Annotated in this window: 12 protein-coding genes; 5 read left to right on the top strand and 7 right to left on the bottom strand. The window is 63.0% G+C overall.

The features are described 5' to 3' along the window. Window positions 1-19 precede the first annotated feature (19 nt). From U858_RS0103330 to U858_RS0103320, 3 genes are all read right to left on the bottom strand, one after another. Window positions 20-676, bottom strand: coding sequence for a response regulator transcription factor (locus tag U858_RS0103330; RefSeq protein ID WP_025135775.1), 657 nt, complete (start codon window positions 674-676; stop codon window positions 20-22). After that, window positions 673-4,050 (bottom strand): hybrid sensor histidine kinase/response regulator, encoded by a 3,378-nt coding sequence (locus U858_RS0103325; RefSeq protein ID WP_157838766.1) that lies wholly within the window; start codon window positions 4,048-4,050, stop codon window positions 673-675. The genes U858_RS0103330 and U858_RS0103325 overlap by 4 nt, the downstream gene beginning before the upstream one ends. Window positions 4,051-4,179: 129 nt before the next feature. Then, window positions 4,180-5,352 (bottom strand): EAL domain-containing response regulator, encoded by a 1,173-nt coding sequence (locus U858_RS0103320; protein ID WP_025135773.1) that lies wholly within the window; start codon window positions 5,350-5,352, stop codon window positions 4,180-4,182. 359 nt (window positions 5,353-5,711) lie between these two features. Here U858_RS0103320 and U858_RS33555 point away from each other — a divergent pair, with 359 nt between their 5' ends. Continuing rightward, the gene (locus U858_RS33555; protein ID WP_157838765.1) at window positions 5,712-8,504 is read left to right on the top strand and encodes an autotransporter outer membrane beta-barrel domain-containing protein; all 2,793 of its coding nucleotides are present in this window, start codon (window positions 5,712-5,714) and stop codon (window positions 8,502-8,504) included. A 99-nt stretch (window positions 8,505-8,603) separates the two neighbouring features. Beyond that, on the top strand, window positions 8,604-10,691 hold the full coding sequence (locus U858_RS0103300) for a PhoX family phosphatase (protein ID WP_025135770.1): 2,088 nt from the start codon (window positions 8,604-8,606) through the stop codon (window positions 10,689-10,691). A 67-nt stretch (window positions 10,692-10,758) separates the two neighbouring features. On the opposite strand, the gene U858_RS0103295 is transcribed toward U858_RS0103300, so the two are convergent. Both U858_RS0103295 and U858_RS0103290 read right to left on the bottom strand, forming a co-directional pair. Further along, a complete protein-coding gene (locus U858_RS0103295) occupies window positions 10,759-12,468 on the bottom strand; it encodes a carboxylesterase/lipase family protein (protein WP_025135769.1) in 1,710 nt (569 codons plus the stop codon). Window positions 12,469-12,532: 64 nt separating this feature from the next. Further along, entirely contained in the window at window positions 12,533-12,994 is a 462-nt protein-coding gene (locus U858_RS0103290; protein WP_025135768.1) for a hypothetical protein, read from the bottom strand. Window positions 12,995-13,176: 182 nt separating this feature from the next. Here U858_RS0103290 and U858_RS33550 point away from each other — a divergent pair, with 182 nt between their 5' ends. Beyond that, window positions 13,177-13,581, top strand: a complete 405-nt coding sequence (locus tag U858_RS33550) for a nuclear transport factor 2 family protein (RefSeq protein ID WP_025135767.1) — start codon at window positions 13,177-13,179, stop codon at window positions 13,579-13,581. Between the two features lie 18 nt (window positions 13,582-13,599). Here the strand turns inward: U858_RS33550 and U858_RS0103280 are convergent, their stop codons facing one another. Continuing rightward, window positions 13,600-14,541 (bottom strand): helix-turn-helix domain-containing protein, encoded by a 942-nt coding sequence (locus U858_RS0103280; protein WP_025135766.1) that lies wholly within the window; start codon window positions 14,539-14,541, stop codon window positions 13,600-13,602. Window positions 14,542-14,665: 124 nt separating this feature from the next. On the opposite strand from U858_RS0103280, the gene U858_RS0103275 reads away from it, so the two are divergent. Next, on the top strand, window positions 14,666-15,304 hold the full coding sequence (locus U858_RS0103275; RefSeq protein WP_025135765.1) for a cysteine hydrolase family protein: 639 nt from the start codon (window positions 14,666-14,668) through the stop codon (window positions 15,302-15,304). Window positions 15,305-15,415: 111 nt separating this feature from the next. On the opposite strand, the gene clpB is transcribed toward U858_RS0103275, so the two are convergent. Beyond that, complete coding sequence (gene clpB, locus U858_RS0103270) at window positions 15,416-18,022, bottom strand: ATP-dependent chaperone ClpB (protein WP_025135764.1); 2,607 nt, start codon at window positions 18,020-18,022, stop codon at window positions 15,416-15,418. Window positions 18,023-18,162: 140 nt separating this feature from the next. Here clpB and U858_RS0103265 point away from each other — a divergent pair, with 140 nt between their 5' ends. After that, window positions 18,163-18,597 carry a gamma-glutamylcyclotransferase gene (locus U858_RS0103265; protein ID WP_025135763.1) on the top strand — a complete coding sequence of 145 codons (435 nt, stop codon included), beginning with the start codon at window positions 18,163-18,165 and terminating at the stop codon, window positions 18,595-18,597. The last annotated feature ends 51 nt before the right edge of the window (window positions 18,598-18,648 follow it).

Here is an 18,648-nt window from a genome sequence, read left to right as displayed (position 1 = left end):
TGGCTATCGGAGCGGCGCATCAGGAGGCCGCGAAGATCTTGTGCTGCAGGCAGAACATGACAAGCTCATGATCGGAAGACACGTCAAGCTTGCGCATGGCGGACATTTTCTGGGCGCTGACGGTCTTTACGCTACGCTGCAACGTCGCCGCGACCACCGTCACGGTGCTGCCTGACATCAGGTGCCTGAGAATCTCCAGTTCCTTCATGGTCAGCGTGTCGATCCTGTCCGCCGCGGAAGGCCCCTTCGCGCGCGCTGGCCGTGACGCTTCGACAGCAGGCCCACTGTAGCTTCTGTTGTCCTGGACCGCGCGCAGGGCTGCCAGTATCTCGGACATGTCATCCATTTTGGACAACACCGCCAATACGCCAATCGACCACAGCTTGGCGATGATGACCGGAGACTGCACCACCGTCAGAATGATGATCTTGAGATCGGGGAACTGTCGCCGCAGGTAGCTGATGAGGCGCAGGCCGTCGCCGTGGACGGGATCACCGGGCATGTCGTAGTCGGTGATCAACACATCGGGAGAGTGCTGGACGATCAGGCGCAGCAGTTCGCCCGCCTGATGAGCCTCGCCAACCAATTCGTACTCTGTGCGGCTCGACAGAATCTGCTTCAGCCCAAACAGGACGACGGGATGGTCGTCGGCGATCAGGAGTTTGAGACGTCTCATGGCTGCCGCCTTTGGACAGGTTCCGAATCCGTGGCATCTGGCCTTTCGACATCACCCGCAGCCGGAGGTTGCTGGATCTGGTCCAGTATTTTTTCTATCTCTGCAATGGTGCTTCTGACCGCAATTTCCACCGGCATCGTGATGGTCGAATCGTTGAGTTGCTCTTCCAGCACCCAGCAATCGCGAGCGACGTCGGCGAAATGGGCCACTCCCAGACTGCCGCACAGCCGGTGCATCATCGCGCGCAGTGCACGCGCATCTTTCTGCAACAAGGCCCTTTTCGCCCCCTCCAGGTCTTCACGCGTCGTCTGGACAAAGACCGCCTGCAGGTCGTCGAAGATCGAGTCTTCCTCGGGCGTCGTGGCTCTGGATCCGAACCATCTGCTTTCAAGCGGCGTTTTCACTTCGACACAGGCGGCCAGCAGGCAATCGCGCAATTGGGCAATCGTGAAGGGCTTGGTCAGCCAGGTGCTGATCGCACTGTCTTCGCGCTCCTGCCCGGCGTGCAAAGGGGTGGCCGTAATGCCGATGATGGGGCGCACCTCTCCGGCGGCGCGCAACCTGGCCGCCAGGGTCAAGCCATCCATGACAGGCATGTTGATATCCGTGATCAGTATGTCGAACGTCTCCCTGCCCCACCGGCTCAATGCCTCGGCGCCGTCATTGACGATCGTTGCCTTGCATCCCAGCGCCTTCAGTTGCTTCTGGATGAGTGCCTGATTGGTGGCGTTGTCCTCGGCGACCAGGATCCGCAGCGACAGGCGATTCAAGTCTTCTTCGATGATACGCGGGTCCGGGTTCGCCTCGCCTGGCGCGCGCGGCGTCGCGCCGGGCCGGGACGCCGGTGGATTCTCGTATGGCGCGCGCTCACCGGACTGCAGCTGATGAAGGGCCCATCCTACGTTCTGAATCGGCGTGAGGTTCACGATGCGTCCGTTGCGGGACGCCTGCGGCGATGAAGGGCCGTCGCCCAGGCAGACGATACGCGGCCCCTCCCAATCCATCTGGGGCAGGTAGTCAGGAAAGATATCCACGACGACGGCAATATTGTCAGGCAAACGCCCAGGTACTGGCTGCACCGCCCGTGCGCCCCAGTGCTCCACCCAGAGGCAGATATTGTTCGCCAACTCACGGAATGGCGCGCGGACCAGGATCGTCTCCGGCTTCAGCGCCGGATTCCCCGTGCCGGCCTGGGCCTGGCTACCCAGGGGAAGGTCAAGCGCCAGCGTCATGGCCGTTCCGCCGCCAAGCTGGCTCTTGACGTCGATGTGCCCGCCCATCATCGTGACGATGCTCTTGCAGATGGAAAGACCGATACCCGTGCCGTGCACGAGCGCCACCCGGTTTGACGGCACCTGGAAAAAGGGTTCGAACAGGCTATCCAGATATTCTTCCGAAATGCCGACGCCGGTGTCCACCACGCGCCAGCGCAGACGCGCGGACGATGCCGGCACGGTGGCGTCAAGCGCCTGCAGCGCAAGCGTGACCCGGCCTTGCTCGGTGAACTTGAGCGCATTGCTGACCAGATTGGAAAGTACCTGCCTGATGCGCAACGCGTCCCCCTGCACGGCGCGCGGCGCCGCCGGATCGATCAGTGCGTAGATCTGCAAGTCCTTGGCGTGCGCGAGCGCGGCATAGGACTGCAGCACCTCTTCGGTCAACTGCACCGGGTCGAACGTCGCGACATCCAACGTGAGCTGTCCAGCCTCGATCTTCGCGACATCCAGGACATCGCTGATGATGTGAAGCAGACTGGCGGACGACTTCTCAATGGTCTGAACGCACTGGCGCTGCTCGGGATCCAGGCTGCTGTGCGACAGCAGCTCCAGCGTGCCCAGGACGCCATACAACGGCGTCCTGATCTCGTGGCTCATGGTGGAAAGAAACACCGTCTTGGCGACATTGGCGCTTTCGGCCGCCGTCTTGGCCTGATTCAAGACATTGGCCACGTCAATGAACTGCGTAATGTCGTTCAGTACATAGAGTGTGGCGTCGCGGCCTTCATAGCGCGTCTTCGTGCGCTGGATCTGGAGGTTTCTGCCGGCCACATTCAATTGCTCGACCCGCGGCCCGTCCGGCTGGCCGCCGGGGGCTTGCGCTGTGCGGCCCGGTGTCAACAATTCGGGGGTCACCGTGCCGCCCAGCCAGGTGCGGGCCAGCGCGTTGGCGTTCAGGACCTCGCCATTGTCCGCGATGACGCATACCCCGACCTGGGCCGAATCGACGACCGCGCGGCTGAAGCTCTCGCTCTCGACCATGCGTTCATGGCTTCTCTGGGCCGGCAGCACGACCATGCGGGAATGATGCCTGAACAAGACCACGAACGTCGCCGCCCCGATCAGGATCAGTATGAAAGCGGCAATGAGATGAAACTGCGCGATATAGAGAATATTCTTGTACGGCGTAAAGTAGTTCGCTCGCCATCCGTCCGCGTTGCTGACCTGGAAAATGATGCCTGGCAAGACATAGCTCACGCCGGGCGCGATCGCCCCGCGCTCGCTGGCGATCTGCGGCATCCGCGGCATCAGCGGCGTGCCATCGGGCGAAAAGAGCTCGAATCCTTCGACCAGCGCCCTGTCCAGGACCCCCCCGACATTGCTCAGCCGATGCGAGTCGACAAAGCTGGCGGCGACATAGTCGTCGGGCTGTCCCTCGGTGGTCAGTCCGAAGGCAGGGTCGACGGAAATGCGGCGGTACGCCATGAAACTCACGGTATCGCGGTGGTTGCCTTCGCCATACAGGCTCAACCAATGGACCGCCTGCGACGCCTGTTCCTCGGGGGCCTCGATGATCGCCTTGCGGATGCGCGCCAGACTCACCGTACAAGCGTGTTCATCCTGGCCCTCTGCCCGTACCAGGGGCAGACAAGGTTTCGAAATGGCGTCGGTATGGCGCAGCGACAGAACAAGCGCCTGGTCGCCGGGAAACTCGGAATTGGCCCAGTAGTTGTCGTACATTTCATCGAGCGCCACGCCCAGCGCGAGAATGCCCTTGCCGCGGGGTTCGCCCAGCCCGCTTCGGGTCGCGAGGATGAACGCGGTGGACGACAGGACGTCCTTGATCTCATACCTTGCGGTGCCGTCGCCGGGATCGGACCTGACGAGTATTTCGCGGGCCTGCTTGTTGGCCAAGGGCTTCAGTTTGCCTGCCTTGCCATCGAGAAGCTCGAGAAAGGCGCCGTGGCTTCTCAGATTGCCGATGACCTCGTTGAAATGGTATTGGGCCCGGGCATATTCCTGCGCAATGACGCGGGAGGCGGAGAAAATGGTGACGGCAAGCGAAAACAGAACCAGCGCGATCATGATCGCCAGGATCAATTGAAGGCGATGAGACATCCTCGCAAGTTTGCGAACAGAAGCGGACTCGGGTTCCATGACAATCGACTTTAACGGCAATAGGTCGTTTCCGGTTCGAATGTGCGCTATCTTTTTCAGCGCTCGGCAGGCCTGTGGCGTTGGCGCTACCCGGCGGCACCGACCCCGGGCGGGCGTTCTCACCGGGGCTCAGCGGCTGGAGTATCCCGCGAACAGATCGGCGCTCAAAGCGCCTGAAAAGTAGAAGCCCTGTGCGGCGTCACATCCGATCGAACGCAGATACTCGACCTGTTCGCGCTGCTGAACGCCCTCCGCGACGACCATGATGCCCAGCCGTTGGCCAAGCGCCACGGCGCTTTCCACGGCGGCCTGCGCGCCATCGTCATCCAGGCAGCCGACGACCAGCGCCCGATCTATCTTCAATTCGGAAAAAGGCGCGGATATCAGGTTGTAGAGCGAGCTGTAGCCTTGGCTGAAATCGTCCTGGGCAAGGCCGAAGCCCATCATTCTGAGACGGCAGGCCCCGGCGAAGAAATTGCTCTGGGACCGCGCGGTGCTTTCTTCCGTCAGTTCGAAACTGATCGTCGCCGGCTGGCCGCCCTCGGCCAATGTCCAATTGAGTATCTTGTCAGGAAGCGACTCATCATCGAACAGGTGGGGCGGCAGATTGATGGAAACGGGGACCGGGACACCGCGCTCGTCCCACTTGCGTTGCGCCGTGATGGTCTGCTTGATCACACACTGCAGCAACGTCTCGTCGAGTTGAAACAACGAGAGGGCTGGCAGGAACTGGTTGGGCAGCAATATCAGGCCATCGTCCGTGATCCATCGGGCGAGCGCTTCGGCACCCACAACCGCGCCGCTGCCCAGGCTGACCTTGGGCTGAAACCACGTCTGGACCTTGCCACCTTCCAGGGCCGCCTGAAGGGTATCCCTTTCCAATGCCAACGGGAAATCGCGGTGATGGTATTTCGACCGCCACGCGACCTCGATCTCGGATGCCAGCGATTTCACGTCGGCAAGACGGACGGGCTTCTCAAGATGACCCACCACGCGAATGCCCAGCAGTTCGGCCATCCGGCTGGCGCTGTTGAGCAAGCGGCTGGAGGACGCGCTCATGATGGCCAGGCCCGGCTTGACGGGCTGCTGCGCCAGTTGCCGGATGAATTGAATCCCATCGAATTCCGGCATCATCAAGTCGAGCAGGATCAGGTCGAACTTGACGCTCTTCATGAGCTCCAGGGCGTCTTCGCCCCGCGACGCAGTCTCCACCCGGAACTCGCCGCCACGTTGAAACAGACGGCTCAGGTATTCCAGCTGCCAGGCGTGATCATCAACAATCAATAGGCTAAAGGGCTTCATGCTCTTGCGTTAACTCCCTGGACACCGTGCCGCCATCGCAGGAAGGAAGTTACCGCGACAGGCACTGCGCATCTGCACGGCCATCCGCCGGCGACAGCTACGCAGAATAGGGATATCCACGGCACACGGGAACGAGAGGATTCTTAAAAATCAGCCACCCGATTTCAGAATCGTCTCATTTGCGCCGCAGGCGGGCCTCGCTAATCTGGCCATCTTCCAGGATTGCAGATATCCACTCACAGCGGCGGTCCCTGACGTGTCGCAGGCCACTTTGATTTCGCGGGGAAATGCCGCGAAGCCCAACGCAAGCCCACCACATATTCAGGACAGATCATGACCGTATTGAACAGGCCGAAAACATGGGCAAGACCAAGCATTCGCAATTTCTACTCACCGCCAGCGCACTGGCGATTGGCGCAGCCGGCATCCCCGCGGCCGCTCAGCAGATCGTCGCCGACGGCGTGACCCTTCAGGTTCCCGCCGATACGGTCATCGCCACGAAAGCCGCGGGCGAAGCCGCAGGTACCGCGCTTGCCGCCTACGATCATGGAACCATAGATGCTCTGGGGCCGGTGACGATCACCACGACCGGCACGGCGGCTCATGGAGCAGCAGCTTTCGGGCACGGGACGCTCAATCTTGGCGGCGGCACGATAACCACCACGGGCGACCGCGCAGTTGGCCTGCCTGCTTACATCAGTACGGTGACCTCGCGCGGCCCTTTGACCATCAGGACTTCAGGCAATGCCGACGCGGATGGCATCAGTACCAAATCCAGCACCACGACCCTTGACGGTGCCGTTGATATTGCGACCACCGGAAATCGATCAATGGGGTTGCGCTTGCTTGGCAGCAGCACAGCGACCTCGAACGGCTCATTGATCATCAGAACGGCAGGCAATGGCCTCGCCCGCGGTATTGCGCTAGCCAGCAGCGACATTACCCTGGGCGGCACCGTTGATATTGCAACCCGCGGCGATACCTCGACGGGACTGTTTGCATACCAAAGTACGGTTACCTCGAATGGTACGTTGGCCATCAGGACGGGCGGCAGCAATCTCGCTCACGGCATCGATGCCTTGATCGCCAGTGACGTGACGCTGAACGGGGCCGTTGACATTGCAACCACCGGTGATGGCTCGGCAGGACTGGCTTCCAGCATGAGTACGATTACCTCGAACGGTCCGTTGACCATTAAAACGACAGGCACGAAAAGTCACGGCATCGTCGCAATGGACGACAGCACAATCCAGATTGCCAGTGGCGATATCACCACACAGGGTACCGCTGCAGCAGGTATCCATAGCAGTTTTCTCGGCGCCAATCGGGTCAGCACCGTTTCGATAAAGAATGGCACGCTGAAAAGCGAACTGGGCGACCTGGTGCAATCAGATGGCGGCAACCTCGATGTCACGCTGAATGCGATGACGACGGGCAATGGAAGCGGCCGGGTTCTGAACGTGCTCGATGACGCGGCCGGCAACCCGGGGGCCGTTAATTTGAAGGCCATCAATACCGGCCTGCAGGGTCGTGTCTTTGCCGCCGCAGGCAATACCGCCAATGTCAGCCTTGTTGGCAGCACGTTGACCGGCGCGGCCGACAACGCGACGAACCTGTCGCTGGACGCAGGCAGCGTCTGGACCATGACGGAGGGATCAACCGTCTCCGACACCGTTGCCAACGCCGGCACGATCACCTTTGCGCCGCCCGGCGCAGGGGGATTCAAGACGTTGACGACCAGGAATTACGTGGGCAACCAGGGTTCCGTCGCGCTCAACACGGTACTGGGTGCGGATGGTTCGCCGTCGGATCGAATCGTGATTGACGGCGGGGCGGCCACCGGCCGCACCGGACTGGTCATCCACAACCTCGCCGGCAAGGGCGCGCCCACCACCGACGGCATCAAGGTTGTCGATGCCATCCATGGCGGCATGACGAACGCGGATGCGTTCTTCCTGGGCAATGGCGACTATGTCACCCAAGACGGCCAGAACGCCAAAGTCGACGGCGCCTATGCCTATACGCTGAACCGCAGCCCGGTCTCGAACGGTCCGGATGTCTATGGCGACAGCCAGGCCAGCAACGACTGGTATTTGCGCTCACGCTATCAGCCGGGCGTTCCGGCCTATGAAGCCTACCCGGCGGCGTTGCTGATCCTCAATCGCCTGCCGACCCTGTCGCAGCGCACGAGTGACCGCTACTGGCGTGATCAGGTCCAGACCGCATGCCAGGACGCGGCCGGCGGTTCCGCATGCGCGCCAAGCCAGGGGCTGACTACCAACGATCAGGACGGCAGGGCGGCCATGATCCGGGGCAATAACGTCTGGGCCCGGATCGAAGGCCTGCATGGCCGCCAACAGCCCGGCGACACGACGAGCCGCACGGATTATGACTACACCCTGTGGAAACTCCAGGCGGGCGTTGACGGCCAACTGCACAGCAGCGACGCAGGCAAGCTGATCGGCGGCGTCACCGTCCACTACGGCCAGGTCAAGACCGACATTTCCTCTGCCGTCGGCAACGGCAACATCGACACGTCGGGCTATGGCTTGGGTGGCACGCTGACCTGGTACGGTGCCAACGGCTTCTATCTTGACGCGCAGGGACAGGTCACCCAGTACGAAAGCGACCTGCATTCCCGCACCCTGGGCCGCAGCCTTGCCCAGGGCAATGACGGATCGGGCCATGCGCTCAGCCTCGAAGGGGGCAAACGCATCACGCTCAGCGAGTACTGGACGCTTACGCCACAGGCGCAATTGACCTGGTCGTCCATCGACTTCGACAGTTTCACCGACCCCTACGGCACGCGCGTCTCGCTTGAGCAGGGCGACAGCCTGAAGGGACGCCTCGGCCTGGCGCTGGAGCATGAGCGTAGCGGAAAGGACGCCAATGGCAAGGCGAGCCGCGCCAAGGTCTACGGCATCGTGAATCTGACGAACGAATTCCTCGATGGCACGCGGGTCGACGTTGCGGGAACGACATTCAGCAGCCGCACAGAAAGGTTGGCCGGCGGGATCGGCCTGGGCGGCGCCTACAGCTGGGCGAATGACAAGTACACCGTCTATGCCGAAGTGGCGGCCGACACCAGCCTGCAGAACTTCGCGGACAGCTACGACGTCGGCGGCACATTCGGCCTGCGCGTCAGGTTTTGACTCCTCCGCAAAACGTTCAGCTATTTGTCATCAACCTTTCATTCTGCATGCATAGCATTGCCACTCCTACTACGGCCACCTTCATATGCTAGGCATCCAATGAGCAAATCCATTTCTGACAAGACGATCCACAACCCCGCCAAGAACACCCCTTTCAGCGAAATCCTGGAAAGAAGCATGTCGCGCCGTACGGTGATGCGCGGCGGCCTGGCGGCGGCGTTCGCGACGATGACCAGCCTGGGGCTGGCCGGTTGCAACAGCAGCGACGACGACGACGCGGACAACAGCCAGGCGCCAGCCACGCCCGACACGCCGCCCCATCCGGTCGCCCCGCCCGCCGCGCTGAAGCTGGGCTTTGAATCCCTGCCCAACTCGATGACCGACGGCTGCGTGGTCCCCAGCGGCTACGTCGCCCACGTATTCGCGCCTTGGGGCACGCCGCTGAACGACAACGCGCAGCCGTGGGACCAGAATGGCAATAACTCGTCCAACGACCTGCTCAACGCCATGGGCATGCATCACGACGGCATGCACTATTTTCCGATCGAAGGCAGTTCCACGGAAGGCCTGCTGGCCGTCAACCACGAGTACATCGACGCGGATGCCCTGCACCCCAACGGTCCGACCCGCATCGCCGGCAAGCGCCCTGCTGAGGAAGTTCGCAAGGAAATCAACGCGCACGGGGTGGCCATCGTGCACGTGCGCCGTGAAAGCGGCCGATGGACCATCGTCAACAACTCGCGCTACAACCGCCGCTTCACGTCGGCCACCGCCATGAAGCTGGCCGGCCCCGTTGGCGGCACGGACTGGGTCAAGACCCCGTTCTCGCCCAATGGCACGCAAGTGCGCGGGACCAACAACAATTGCGGCAACGGCTACACGCCGTGGGGCACCTACATCACCGCCGAAGAAAACTGGGCGGCGTGCTTCGTGAACAAGGGTACGCGCCCGGCGCACCAGCGCCGCGTGGGCGTACCCTCTTCCACCGGACGCTACCGTTGGGAAACCGCCGCCGACGACGCATCGGAGGTGCTGGGTGAATTCGCGCGCTTCAACGTCACGGAAACCGGTGCCAGCGCGACGCAGGACTGGCGCAACGAAGTCAACGGATTCGGCTACCTGGTCGAGATCGACCCCTACGACCCGTCCAGCATCGCCACCAAGCGCACGTCGATGGGCCGCTTCGCCCACGAAGGCTGCACCTACAGCAAGCCTGAGGCCGGCAAGCCCCTGGCTTTCTACAGTGGCGACGATTCGCGCTTCGAGTACATCTACCGCTTCGTCTCCGACGCCGTGTGGGACCCGAAGGACGCCGAGCGCACCGACCGCCTGGCGGTCGGCGCCAAGTATCTGGACAAGGGCACGCTGTATGTCGCCCGCTTCAACGACGACGGCACGGGGGAATGGCTGGCGCTGACCGGCACGGCCACCGGGGCCGGCGGCCTTACGCTGGCCGATGAATTCGGCAGCCTGGACGCCATCCTGATCAACACGCGCGGCGCGGCCGACTTTGTGGGGGCGACTCCGATGGACCGCCCCGAGTGGACGGTCACGCATCCCACCAACGGCGACATCTACGTGACGCTGACGAACAACAGCAGCCGCGATGCCGACTCTGGCACGAACGGACCCAATCCGCGCTTGAACAACCGCAACGGCCATATCGTCCGCTGGCACGACGAGGCCGGCTCGACGACATTCAAATGGGACATCTTTGTCTTCGGTTCGGACGCCGGCGCCGATGCCGACACCAACCGCTCGGGCCTGACCGAGCTGAACCAGCTGGCCAGCCCCGACGGCCTGGGCTTTGACCCCCGCGGCATCCTGTGGATCCAGACCGACAACGGCATCGATGGCGGCCGAAACAACAACGTCGCCCGCGCCACCAACGACCAGATGCTGGCCGTTATTCCCGGCGCGCTGGCCGACAGCACCGGGACGGGGCCGGCCATCAACGCGTCCAATCAGGCCAGCCTGCGCCGCTTCTTCGTCGGCCCCAACGACGCCGAAGTCACAGGCTTCGCGTTCACGCCGGACTACACCAGCATCTTCCTGAATGTTCAGCATCCCGTGAACTGGCCTGCCTATGGCACGGACGATGCCTCCGTTGCGAGCACAACGACCGTGCGCCCGCGATCGTCCACCGTGGTCATTCAACGAATCGATGGCGGTCCTATTGGCGTGTAACTGAAAGCCTGTGGCCATGCGCGTGTCGATCACGCGCATGGCCACCTCAAACAGCACTTGAGATTGACTACTGCGTCCGAATGCGCAACTCGGTCGGCGACGCATCCAGCACCATCTTGCCCGGATAGTTTTCCCACTTGGCGCCCAGCGTCGGCGTGTTCGGGTTGCCGGTCTTTGCAAAAGCCGCAAGGCTTGCGGCCATCGCGTTCGACAGGGCTTCACGCCCCGCCTTGTTCGCATTGCTGTACGCGAAAGAAAACGTGTTCGGGCCGAAGTTGCCAAAGATGAAGGGCAGATCCAGCGCATGGGTGGCACCGTACACCGTGTTGAACGGCGCGGGCGCCTGGTTCCAGTCAAAGCGGTAGTACCAGACCTTGTCAGGCTGCTGCGCAGACAGAGCAGTGAGGGGCGTCGTCGCCGCGCGCAAGAAGATGGCGTCGGTTACCCGCGCGGCCATTGCATTCCACCCGTGCGGCAAGGCTGTCACCGGCAGATAGGGAGCACTGATCAGGTCGGTCTCGGTCAGCCCGCCCGGCGCATCCGGATCGAAATTGAACTGCAGGCCGAATCGATCGTAGTCGCCCAGCTTGTAGCCGGAAATGCCGCTGCCCGAGAGCTTGCCGAACAGCGCGGCGAACAACGTGCCTTCGTCCTTGGTATTGCCGGCCAGTACGGGCACCTTCTGGTACTGCCCCGCCGCCAGCGCGGCAACCGAGTTCACCGGCACAACGTTGCCGTCCTCGATGGGCGAGCTTGCGCTGCCCAGTTGCGGATTCGCAATCATTACCTCGAGCAGCTTGTCGGCGGGAATGCCGCGCACGTAGGCGGCGACCTGCGCATTCGATCTTGACGCGAGCCAAGCCCTTGCGGACGTCTCGTCCTTCGCCTTGCCGTCGGCAATGACAATCGCCGTCAACAACGCCTTCGAGTAGGCCTGCGCGTCGTTCCGAGACGAATTCAAGAGGCCGCCGCTCAACGGGACGGCCTTCTCGAACAGCCCGGCCGACAAGGGGGAGACCAGCAGTGCCCACACGTTGACCGCGCCGGCCGACTCCCCCATCACCGTGATGTTGTTCGGGTCCCCACCGAATGCCGCGATGTTGTTCTTCACGAACTTCAGCGCCTGCTGTTGATCGAGCAGCGCAAAGTTGCCGGAATCCGCGAGCGCGTTGCCGGTCTTGAGTTGCGGCAGATCGAGCCAGCCGAGGATGCCCAAGCGGTAGTTGATCGTGACGACGACCGCGTTGGCCTGCTTCGCAAGCGCCTGCCCGTCGTAGACGGGATCGGCAGAATAGCCCGAGACGTTGCTGCCGCCGTGGATGAAGAATATGACGGGCAGCGGGCCGCTTTCTGCTGCCGGACTCCAGATGTTCATGGTCAGGCAGTCTTCGTTGCCCACCGGTTTTCCAAAGCCTTCCCGCACGGCCAGGCCATACGGCGCGTCATTCGGCGCAGGACTGAAGTACATGCCGCCTTGCGCGCACGAGTGCCCGAACTGTTGCGCGGCGCGCACGCCTATCCATGGCGCCGGATCGACGGGCGGCATCCAGCGCAGCGCGCCCACCGGCGGCTGCGCATACGGAATGCCAAGCCAGGCATGGACGCCCGTGGTGGTGGTGCGATCGAGACCGTTGACGACACCCGCGCTCGTGACTCGTTGCGTTGACGACGGATCCCCGGCTTGCCGGGCCGGCGCGGAATGACCGGCGCACCCCGCCAAGGATGCGGCCAGGGTCAGCGCGAAAATTCCCTGTGTGGCGCAAGAGGTGGAGAACATGGATGGCTTCCGGTGGTTGAACTGAAGTTGCGCAGGGGTGGGCACCTGGCTCAAAACATGCACATCAACAAGTGCTTGCACGGCCGTTCCGATCTTGGGGGGCTCGCAGGCGCGCAATGGTCGCGGTAACAGAGTCGCCGTCGTCGATCAGGATGGGCAGGCCTGACCAGCATTGATCCAGGTTTTCGCCCCACAGAAACGGAGCGTTATTGCGCTCGTCGTCGCTATCCCAACGCCCGTTCAGCCAGAGCGAAACGATATCCGTGGAATACAGTTTGAAATCCAGAGACGGGACGATCAAGCTGACCCATCGGCTCTTGTCCGACAGGATCGGGAGCGGTGTAACCTCACGATCAAAGTCGCGATAGCGCGTGTCGGCAGACGGGACATCAATGCCCGGCAACAACGGGCTTTTCTGGCTGCCAGGCCTGCCCTCTTGCGCAACCGCGCAACCTGTCCAGGCAAGCGCGATCAGCAAGGCCGGCAGGGCCTTTCTTATCTTGGGGATGGCGGTGAGCCGCTTCATTCAATGGCAGCCCGTAGGTGAAGACTGATGGATGTTGAATGATGAACGACGGTTTTTAATTTTCTTTTAAGACGCTGGCGGGACCTGGCAGCACCGCCTGAACTCGGTTCGCTGGCCGACGAAATGAGATTGAACTTCGATCGTCCAGGGTTGCCCAATGAATTTTTCGTGGAAGACAGCCTATGTCCAGCAACTTCGAACATGCCCGTACGCCAGAAGCCATCGCCTCGGTGGTGGCGGCGCGCTTCAAGTCTCGTGACGTCGCCGTCGCGCTTGAGCTATTTCATCCGGATAGCGTATTGATCGATGCAACCGGAACGATGCACCGCGGACTGGATGCCATCGGCAATGAGCTCAGGAAATTCTTCAGCATCGACGTTCCGATGCAGACAACGCAGCGCGAGCTGATTGTGACCGGCGACACGGCCCTGCTGATTTCCGACTGGCGTTTTGACGGGGTCAGCGCCGACGGCTCGATCATCAAGATGCAAGGAACCGCTGCCGACGTCATGCAGCGCCGCGAGGACGGCATCTGGCGCTACATCATCGACAACCCGTTCGGCACGCAGCCTCGAATCCCGGCGTAGCGAGCGGCGTTCCGGCATTCAAGAGACGCGTCTCATGGCTTCGCCCGCCGATACGCCATAGACCGACTTGTACGAGCGGCAGAAATGAGAAAGGCCGCGAAAACCGTAGCTCAGCGCAACTTCGGTCACGTTGCGCGCCTTGCCGCTTTTCAGGTACGCATGACTGGCCGCCAGACGTTGCGACCACAACCAGCGCATGGGCGTCGTTCCCTCAAGCGCAAATATCCGCAAGAGTGTCCGGTTGGACACATGGATGTGCCGGGCGACGCTCTTCGTATAGAGGTCCACGTCGTGCAGACGCTCGAGCATGTAGCGCTTTGCGGCGTGAAGCTTGCCGTCGCGTGCCGTGTCATGACAGGGACGGAACGTCTCGTCGAAAGCGGCCGCCCATATCTGCATCGCCCCAGCACCCAGGCGGTCCCCCGTGGAGGCGGAAATATCGGGAATACGGCGAGAGAGCTCGCGTATCGTCAAGGACGACAAGCGCCCGACGGCGGAATCTCCCGGCAGCCGCAGGGCCACCATGCGTTCCGCCTGCGGAAGCCACCGCATCAGGAAATCCCGGGGAATCGTCACCATCGTCGAGGCGGATTGCTTCAAGAACGCCAGCGAGAACGGATACGCCTGGTCGTGCAGCATCAGGTCGCCCTCGACCAACCGAACCGATCGACCCTGCTGCTCAAAGGTGACGGAACCGGCACGGGCAAGCCACAGCAGGAAGTCGTCGCGGCCATCCTTACGCGCATCAGACGCGCTGCGGGTGACGCGCAAGGGTGTTTCTCCCGTGATTGACGAGGCGATCTCGCTCATGACGAGACGGCCCAGCGCGTGCCCGGAGACCGTTGCACTGAAACCCTTGCTGCTTGGCGGACGGCACTGGGTGACCGAGTAGTTGCGGCAGGTGACCTCATGCCAGTGCTCGAAACTGTCACCTTCCTGGACCGAGACAAGATCATGCATTGCGTGAACTCCCCCCATGACGGGATAACCGTGACGCTTCCAGGACACAGATTGGCGCGGCCAGGCAAGCCCACGCCCGAGTCTGGAGCGACACTCGTTTTTCCAAACGAACCGCGAGGAAAGCATGCCATACCAAATAGCGCGTATCAATCCAGCCGAAACCGTAGTGGTCGTGGTGGATATGCAGACGGACTTTGTCGCGGCTGGCGCGCCGATGCTGGCACGGCAGGCACACGATTTCGTCCCGCAACTCGGCGAATTCCTTGCCCGGTGCCGCCAGGCCGGCATACGGATCATCTATACCGCCCACGTCCATCGCAGCGATCGCTCGGACGTCGGACTGTATGGTCAGCTCTATCCCCCGATCGAGCATGGCGCGGCGCTGGTCGACGGCACGCCGGGGGCCGACATCCACCCCTCGCTGGCCCCCGCGGCGGGCGAGCACGTGATCAAGAAGCACCGCTATAGCGCATTCTTTGCGACGGATCTCGACCTCATGCTGAGGCAATGGGGCATCAAGACGGTAGCCATCACCGGCACCACCACCGAATGCTGCTGCCATGCGACGGCAAGGGACGCCATGTTCCACAATTACCAGGTGGCGTTTCTGTCGGACCTCACGGGCACCTTCGACTACCCGGACACCGGCCACGGCGCCATGACGGCCGAGCAGGTGCATGAGGCCACGCTCGTCATCCTGGGCGCGTCCACCGCGCACGTCATGACGAGCGACGAATTCACCTCCCGGATCGAGCGCCGGTAAACGGCCCGGGCGATTGCGCGAAGAGCCAAAAAAAGGGGAGGACAGCCGTTTCCGGCTGCCCTCCCCCTTGACACACGCCTGGCGTTGACCTGAGCAGGCGGCCCGAGCCGCTTACTGCAGCGTGCGCGTGAACACGAACTTGCCGTCGCGCCAATCCACCGGTACGACGTCGCGCGGGCCGAACTGGCCTTCCAGGATCAACCGGGCGACCGGGTTCTCGATCTGCTGCTGGATGGCGCGCTTGAGCGGCCGTGCCCCGAACACCGGATCAAACCCGCCGCGCGCCAGTTCCGCCAGCGCCGGTTCGGTCACTTCCAGGCGCATCTCCTGCTTTTCCAGGCGCTCGGCCAGGCGGCGCAGCTGGATGCGGGCAATGGACTCGATGTGCTGCGCTTCCAGGCCATGGAACACCACGACTTCGTCGATGCGGTTCAGGAATTCGGGCCGCAGCGTCTGCTTGAGCTCGTCCCAGACCACTTCCTTGACCACGTCGTACGGCTTGCCGGCCAGGCTCTGGATGTGATGCGAGCCCAGGTTGGACGTCATCACGATCACCGTGTTGCGGAAGTCCACCGTGCGGCCCTGGCCGTCGGTCAGGCGACCGTCGTCCAGCACTTGCAGCAGCACGTTGAAGACGTCCGGATGGGCCTTTTCGACTTCATCGAGCAGCACCACGCTGTACGGCTTGCGACGCACGGCTTCGGTCAGGTAGCCGCCTTCTTCGTAGCCCACGTATCCGGGGGGGGCGCCGATCAGCCGCGCCACCGAGTGCTTTTCCATGAATTCGCTCATGTCGATGCGGATCATGTGCTCTTCGGAGTCGAACAGGAACTCGGCCAGCGCCCGCGTCAGCTCGGTCTTGCCCACGCCGGTGGGGCCCAGGAACAGGAACGAGCCATAGGGCCGCGACGGGTCCGCCAGGCCGGCGCGTGAACGCCGGATCGCGTCGGACACCAGGCGCACGGCCTCGTCCTGGCCGACCACGCGCTTGTGCAGGTAGTCTTCCATGTGCAGCAGCTTTTCGCGTTCGCCCTGCATCATCTTGGACACCGGGATGCCGGTGGCGCGCGACACGACCTCGGCGATTTCCTCGGCGCCGACACGGGTGCGCAAGAGCCGCGGCCGGCCTTCGCCGCCTTCGGCTTCTTCGGCGGCCTGGGCCGCGCCCACTTCAGCAGCCTTCAAGCGCGCTTCCAGGTCGGGCAGCTTGCCGTATTGCAGTTCGGCCAGCTTGTCGAACTGGCCCTTGCGCTGCAGTTCGGCCATGTCGGCGCGCACGCTGTCGATTTCTTCCTTGATGGCCTGGGTGCCTTGCACGGCGGCCTTTTCGGCCTTCCAGATTTCCTCGAAGTCGTTGTATTCGCGTTGCAGCTTTTCCAGTTCTTCTTCGATGACGCCCAGGCGGCGCTTGGACGCGTCGTCGGTTTCCTTCTTGACGGCTTCGCGCTCGATCTTGAGCTGGATGATGCGGCGATCGAGCTTGTCCATCACTTCCGGCTTGGAATCGATTTCCATGCGGATGCGCGCGCCGGCCTCATCGATCAGGTCGATGGCCTTGTCGGGCAGGAAACGGTCGGTGATGTAGCGGTGCGAGAGTTCGGCCGCGGCCACGATGGCCGGGTCGGTGATCTCGACGCCGTGGTGGATCTCGTAGCGCTCTTGCAGGCCGCGCAGGATGGCGATGGTGGACTCGACATCGGGTTCGTCGACCAGCACCTTCTGGAAGCGGCGTTCCAGCGCGGCGTCTTTCTCGATGTACTTGCGGTATTCGTCCAGCGTGGTGGCGCCGATGCAGTGCAGCTCGCCGCGCGCCAGCGCCGGCTTGAGCATGTTGCCCGCGTCCATCGCGCCTTCGGCCTTGCCGGCGCCGACCATGGTGTGCAGCTCGTCGATGAAGACGATGTTGCTGCCGTCGTCCAGCGACAGCTCTTTGAGCACGGCCTTCAGGCGTTCTTCGAATTCGCCGCGGAACTTGGCGCCGGCCAGCAGCGCGGCCAGGTCGAGCGACAGCACGCGCTTGCCGCGCAGGGTTTCGGGCACTTCGTCGTTGACGATGCGCTGCGCCAGGCCTTCGACGATGGCGGTCTTGCCCACGCCGGGTTCGCCGATCAGGACCGGGTTGTTCTTGGTGCGGCGTTGCAGGATCTGGATGGTGCGGCGGATTTCATCGTCGCGGCCGATGACCGGGTCGAGCTTGCCCTGGCGGGCGCGCTCGGTCAGGTCCATCGTGTACTTGGACAGGGCTTCGCGGTTGGATTCGCCTTCGGCGCCGGACACGTTCTCGCCGCCGCGCACGGCGTCGATGGCGGCTTCCAGGGCCTTTTTCTGCAGGCCCGCTTCACGCAGGATGCGGCCGGCTTCGCCCTTGTCGTCGGCCAGGGCCAACAGGAACAGTTCGCTGGCGATGTAGGTGTCGCCGCGGCGCGCGGCTTCCTTGTCGGTGCGGGTCAGCACGCCTTGCAGGTCGCGGCCCACCTGGACGTTGTCTTCGCCCTGCACTTGCGGCAGCGACTTGAAGGCGCTGTCCAGCGCCGGTTGCAGGCGGTTGACGGCCACGCCGGCACGCGCCAGCAGGCTGCCCGCGCCGCTGTCGGGGTCGGACAGGAGCGCCGACAGCACGTGGACGGGCTCGATATAGGGGTGGTCGTTGCGGGCGGCCAGACTCTGGGCGTCGGCCAAGGCTTGCTGAAACTTGGTAGTCAGTTTGTCGAATCGCATAATGGTCGTAGTGGCTTGTTGGGGAGCCTGACCGATACATGCCGGCGGGCTCGATGACCTGAATATGCGGCCGGATGCGAGAATTTCAACACCTGGCCGGGCCTCGTGGACGGTATCCGCGTACAGCAACAATCTGAACTATGAGCATATACGTTTTTGTCTACGGCACGCTACGCGCGGGCGAAATCAATGATCTGGCGCAAGCGGCTGCCACGCGCGGCCTGGCGCCCGCCCGGCATGTGGGCGCGGCCACCGTGCCCGGCGCGCTGGTGGACTTCGGCGACTGGCCCGGGCTGGTCCCCGTGGCCGACGGGCGCCGGGTGCTGGGCGATATCTACGAGGTCACGCCCGCACTCATCGCCCTGATGGACGAGATCGAGGAATACGTGCCCGGCCAGCCCTGCTGCTTCGTGCGCCGCACGGTGCTGGCCCAGCCCCTGGCCCCGGCCGGGGCCACCCCCGTGGCCTGCGAGTACTACCCCATCGACCCGGCGCTGCGCGGCGCGGCAACGGACGTGACGGGCGAGGACTGGGTGGCCTACCGGCTTGGCCGGCGTCCTGGCACGGCGACGTAGGAAACTGCACAAACCGCACGATCGGCGCCAAAACGGCGCCAAAAAAAACCG

Origin of the sequence: Achromobacter sp. DH1f (assembly GCF_000633435.1) — a bacterium.
GTDB classification, from domain to species: Bacteria; Pseudomonadota; Gammaproteobacteria; order Burkholderiales; family Burkholderiaceae_B; genus Achromobacter; species Achromobacter deleyi.
Note: the sequence above shows the minus strand (reverse complement) of the source record. Positions and strands in the feature narration are given on the sequence as shown.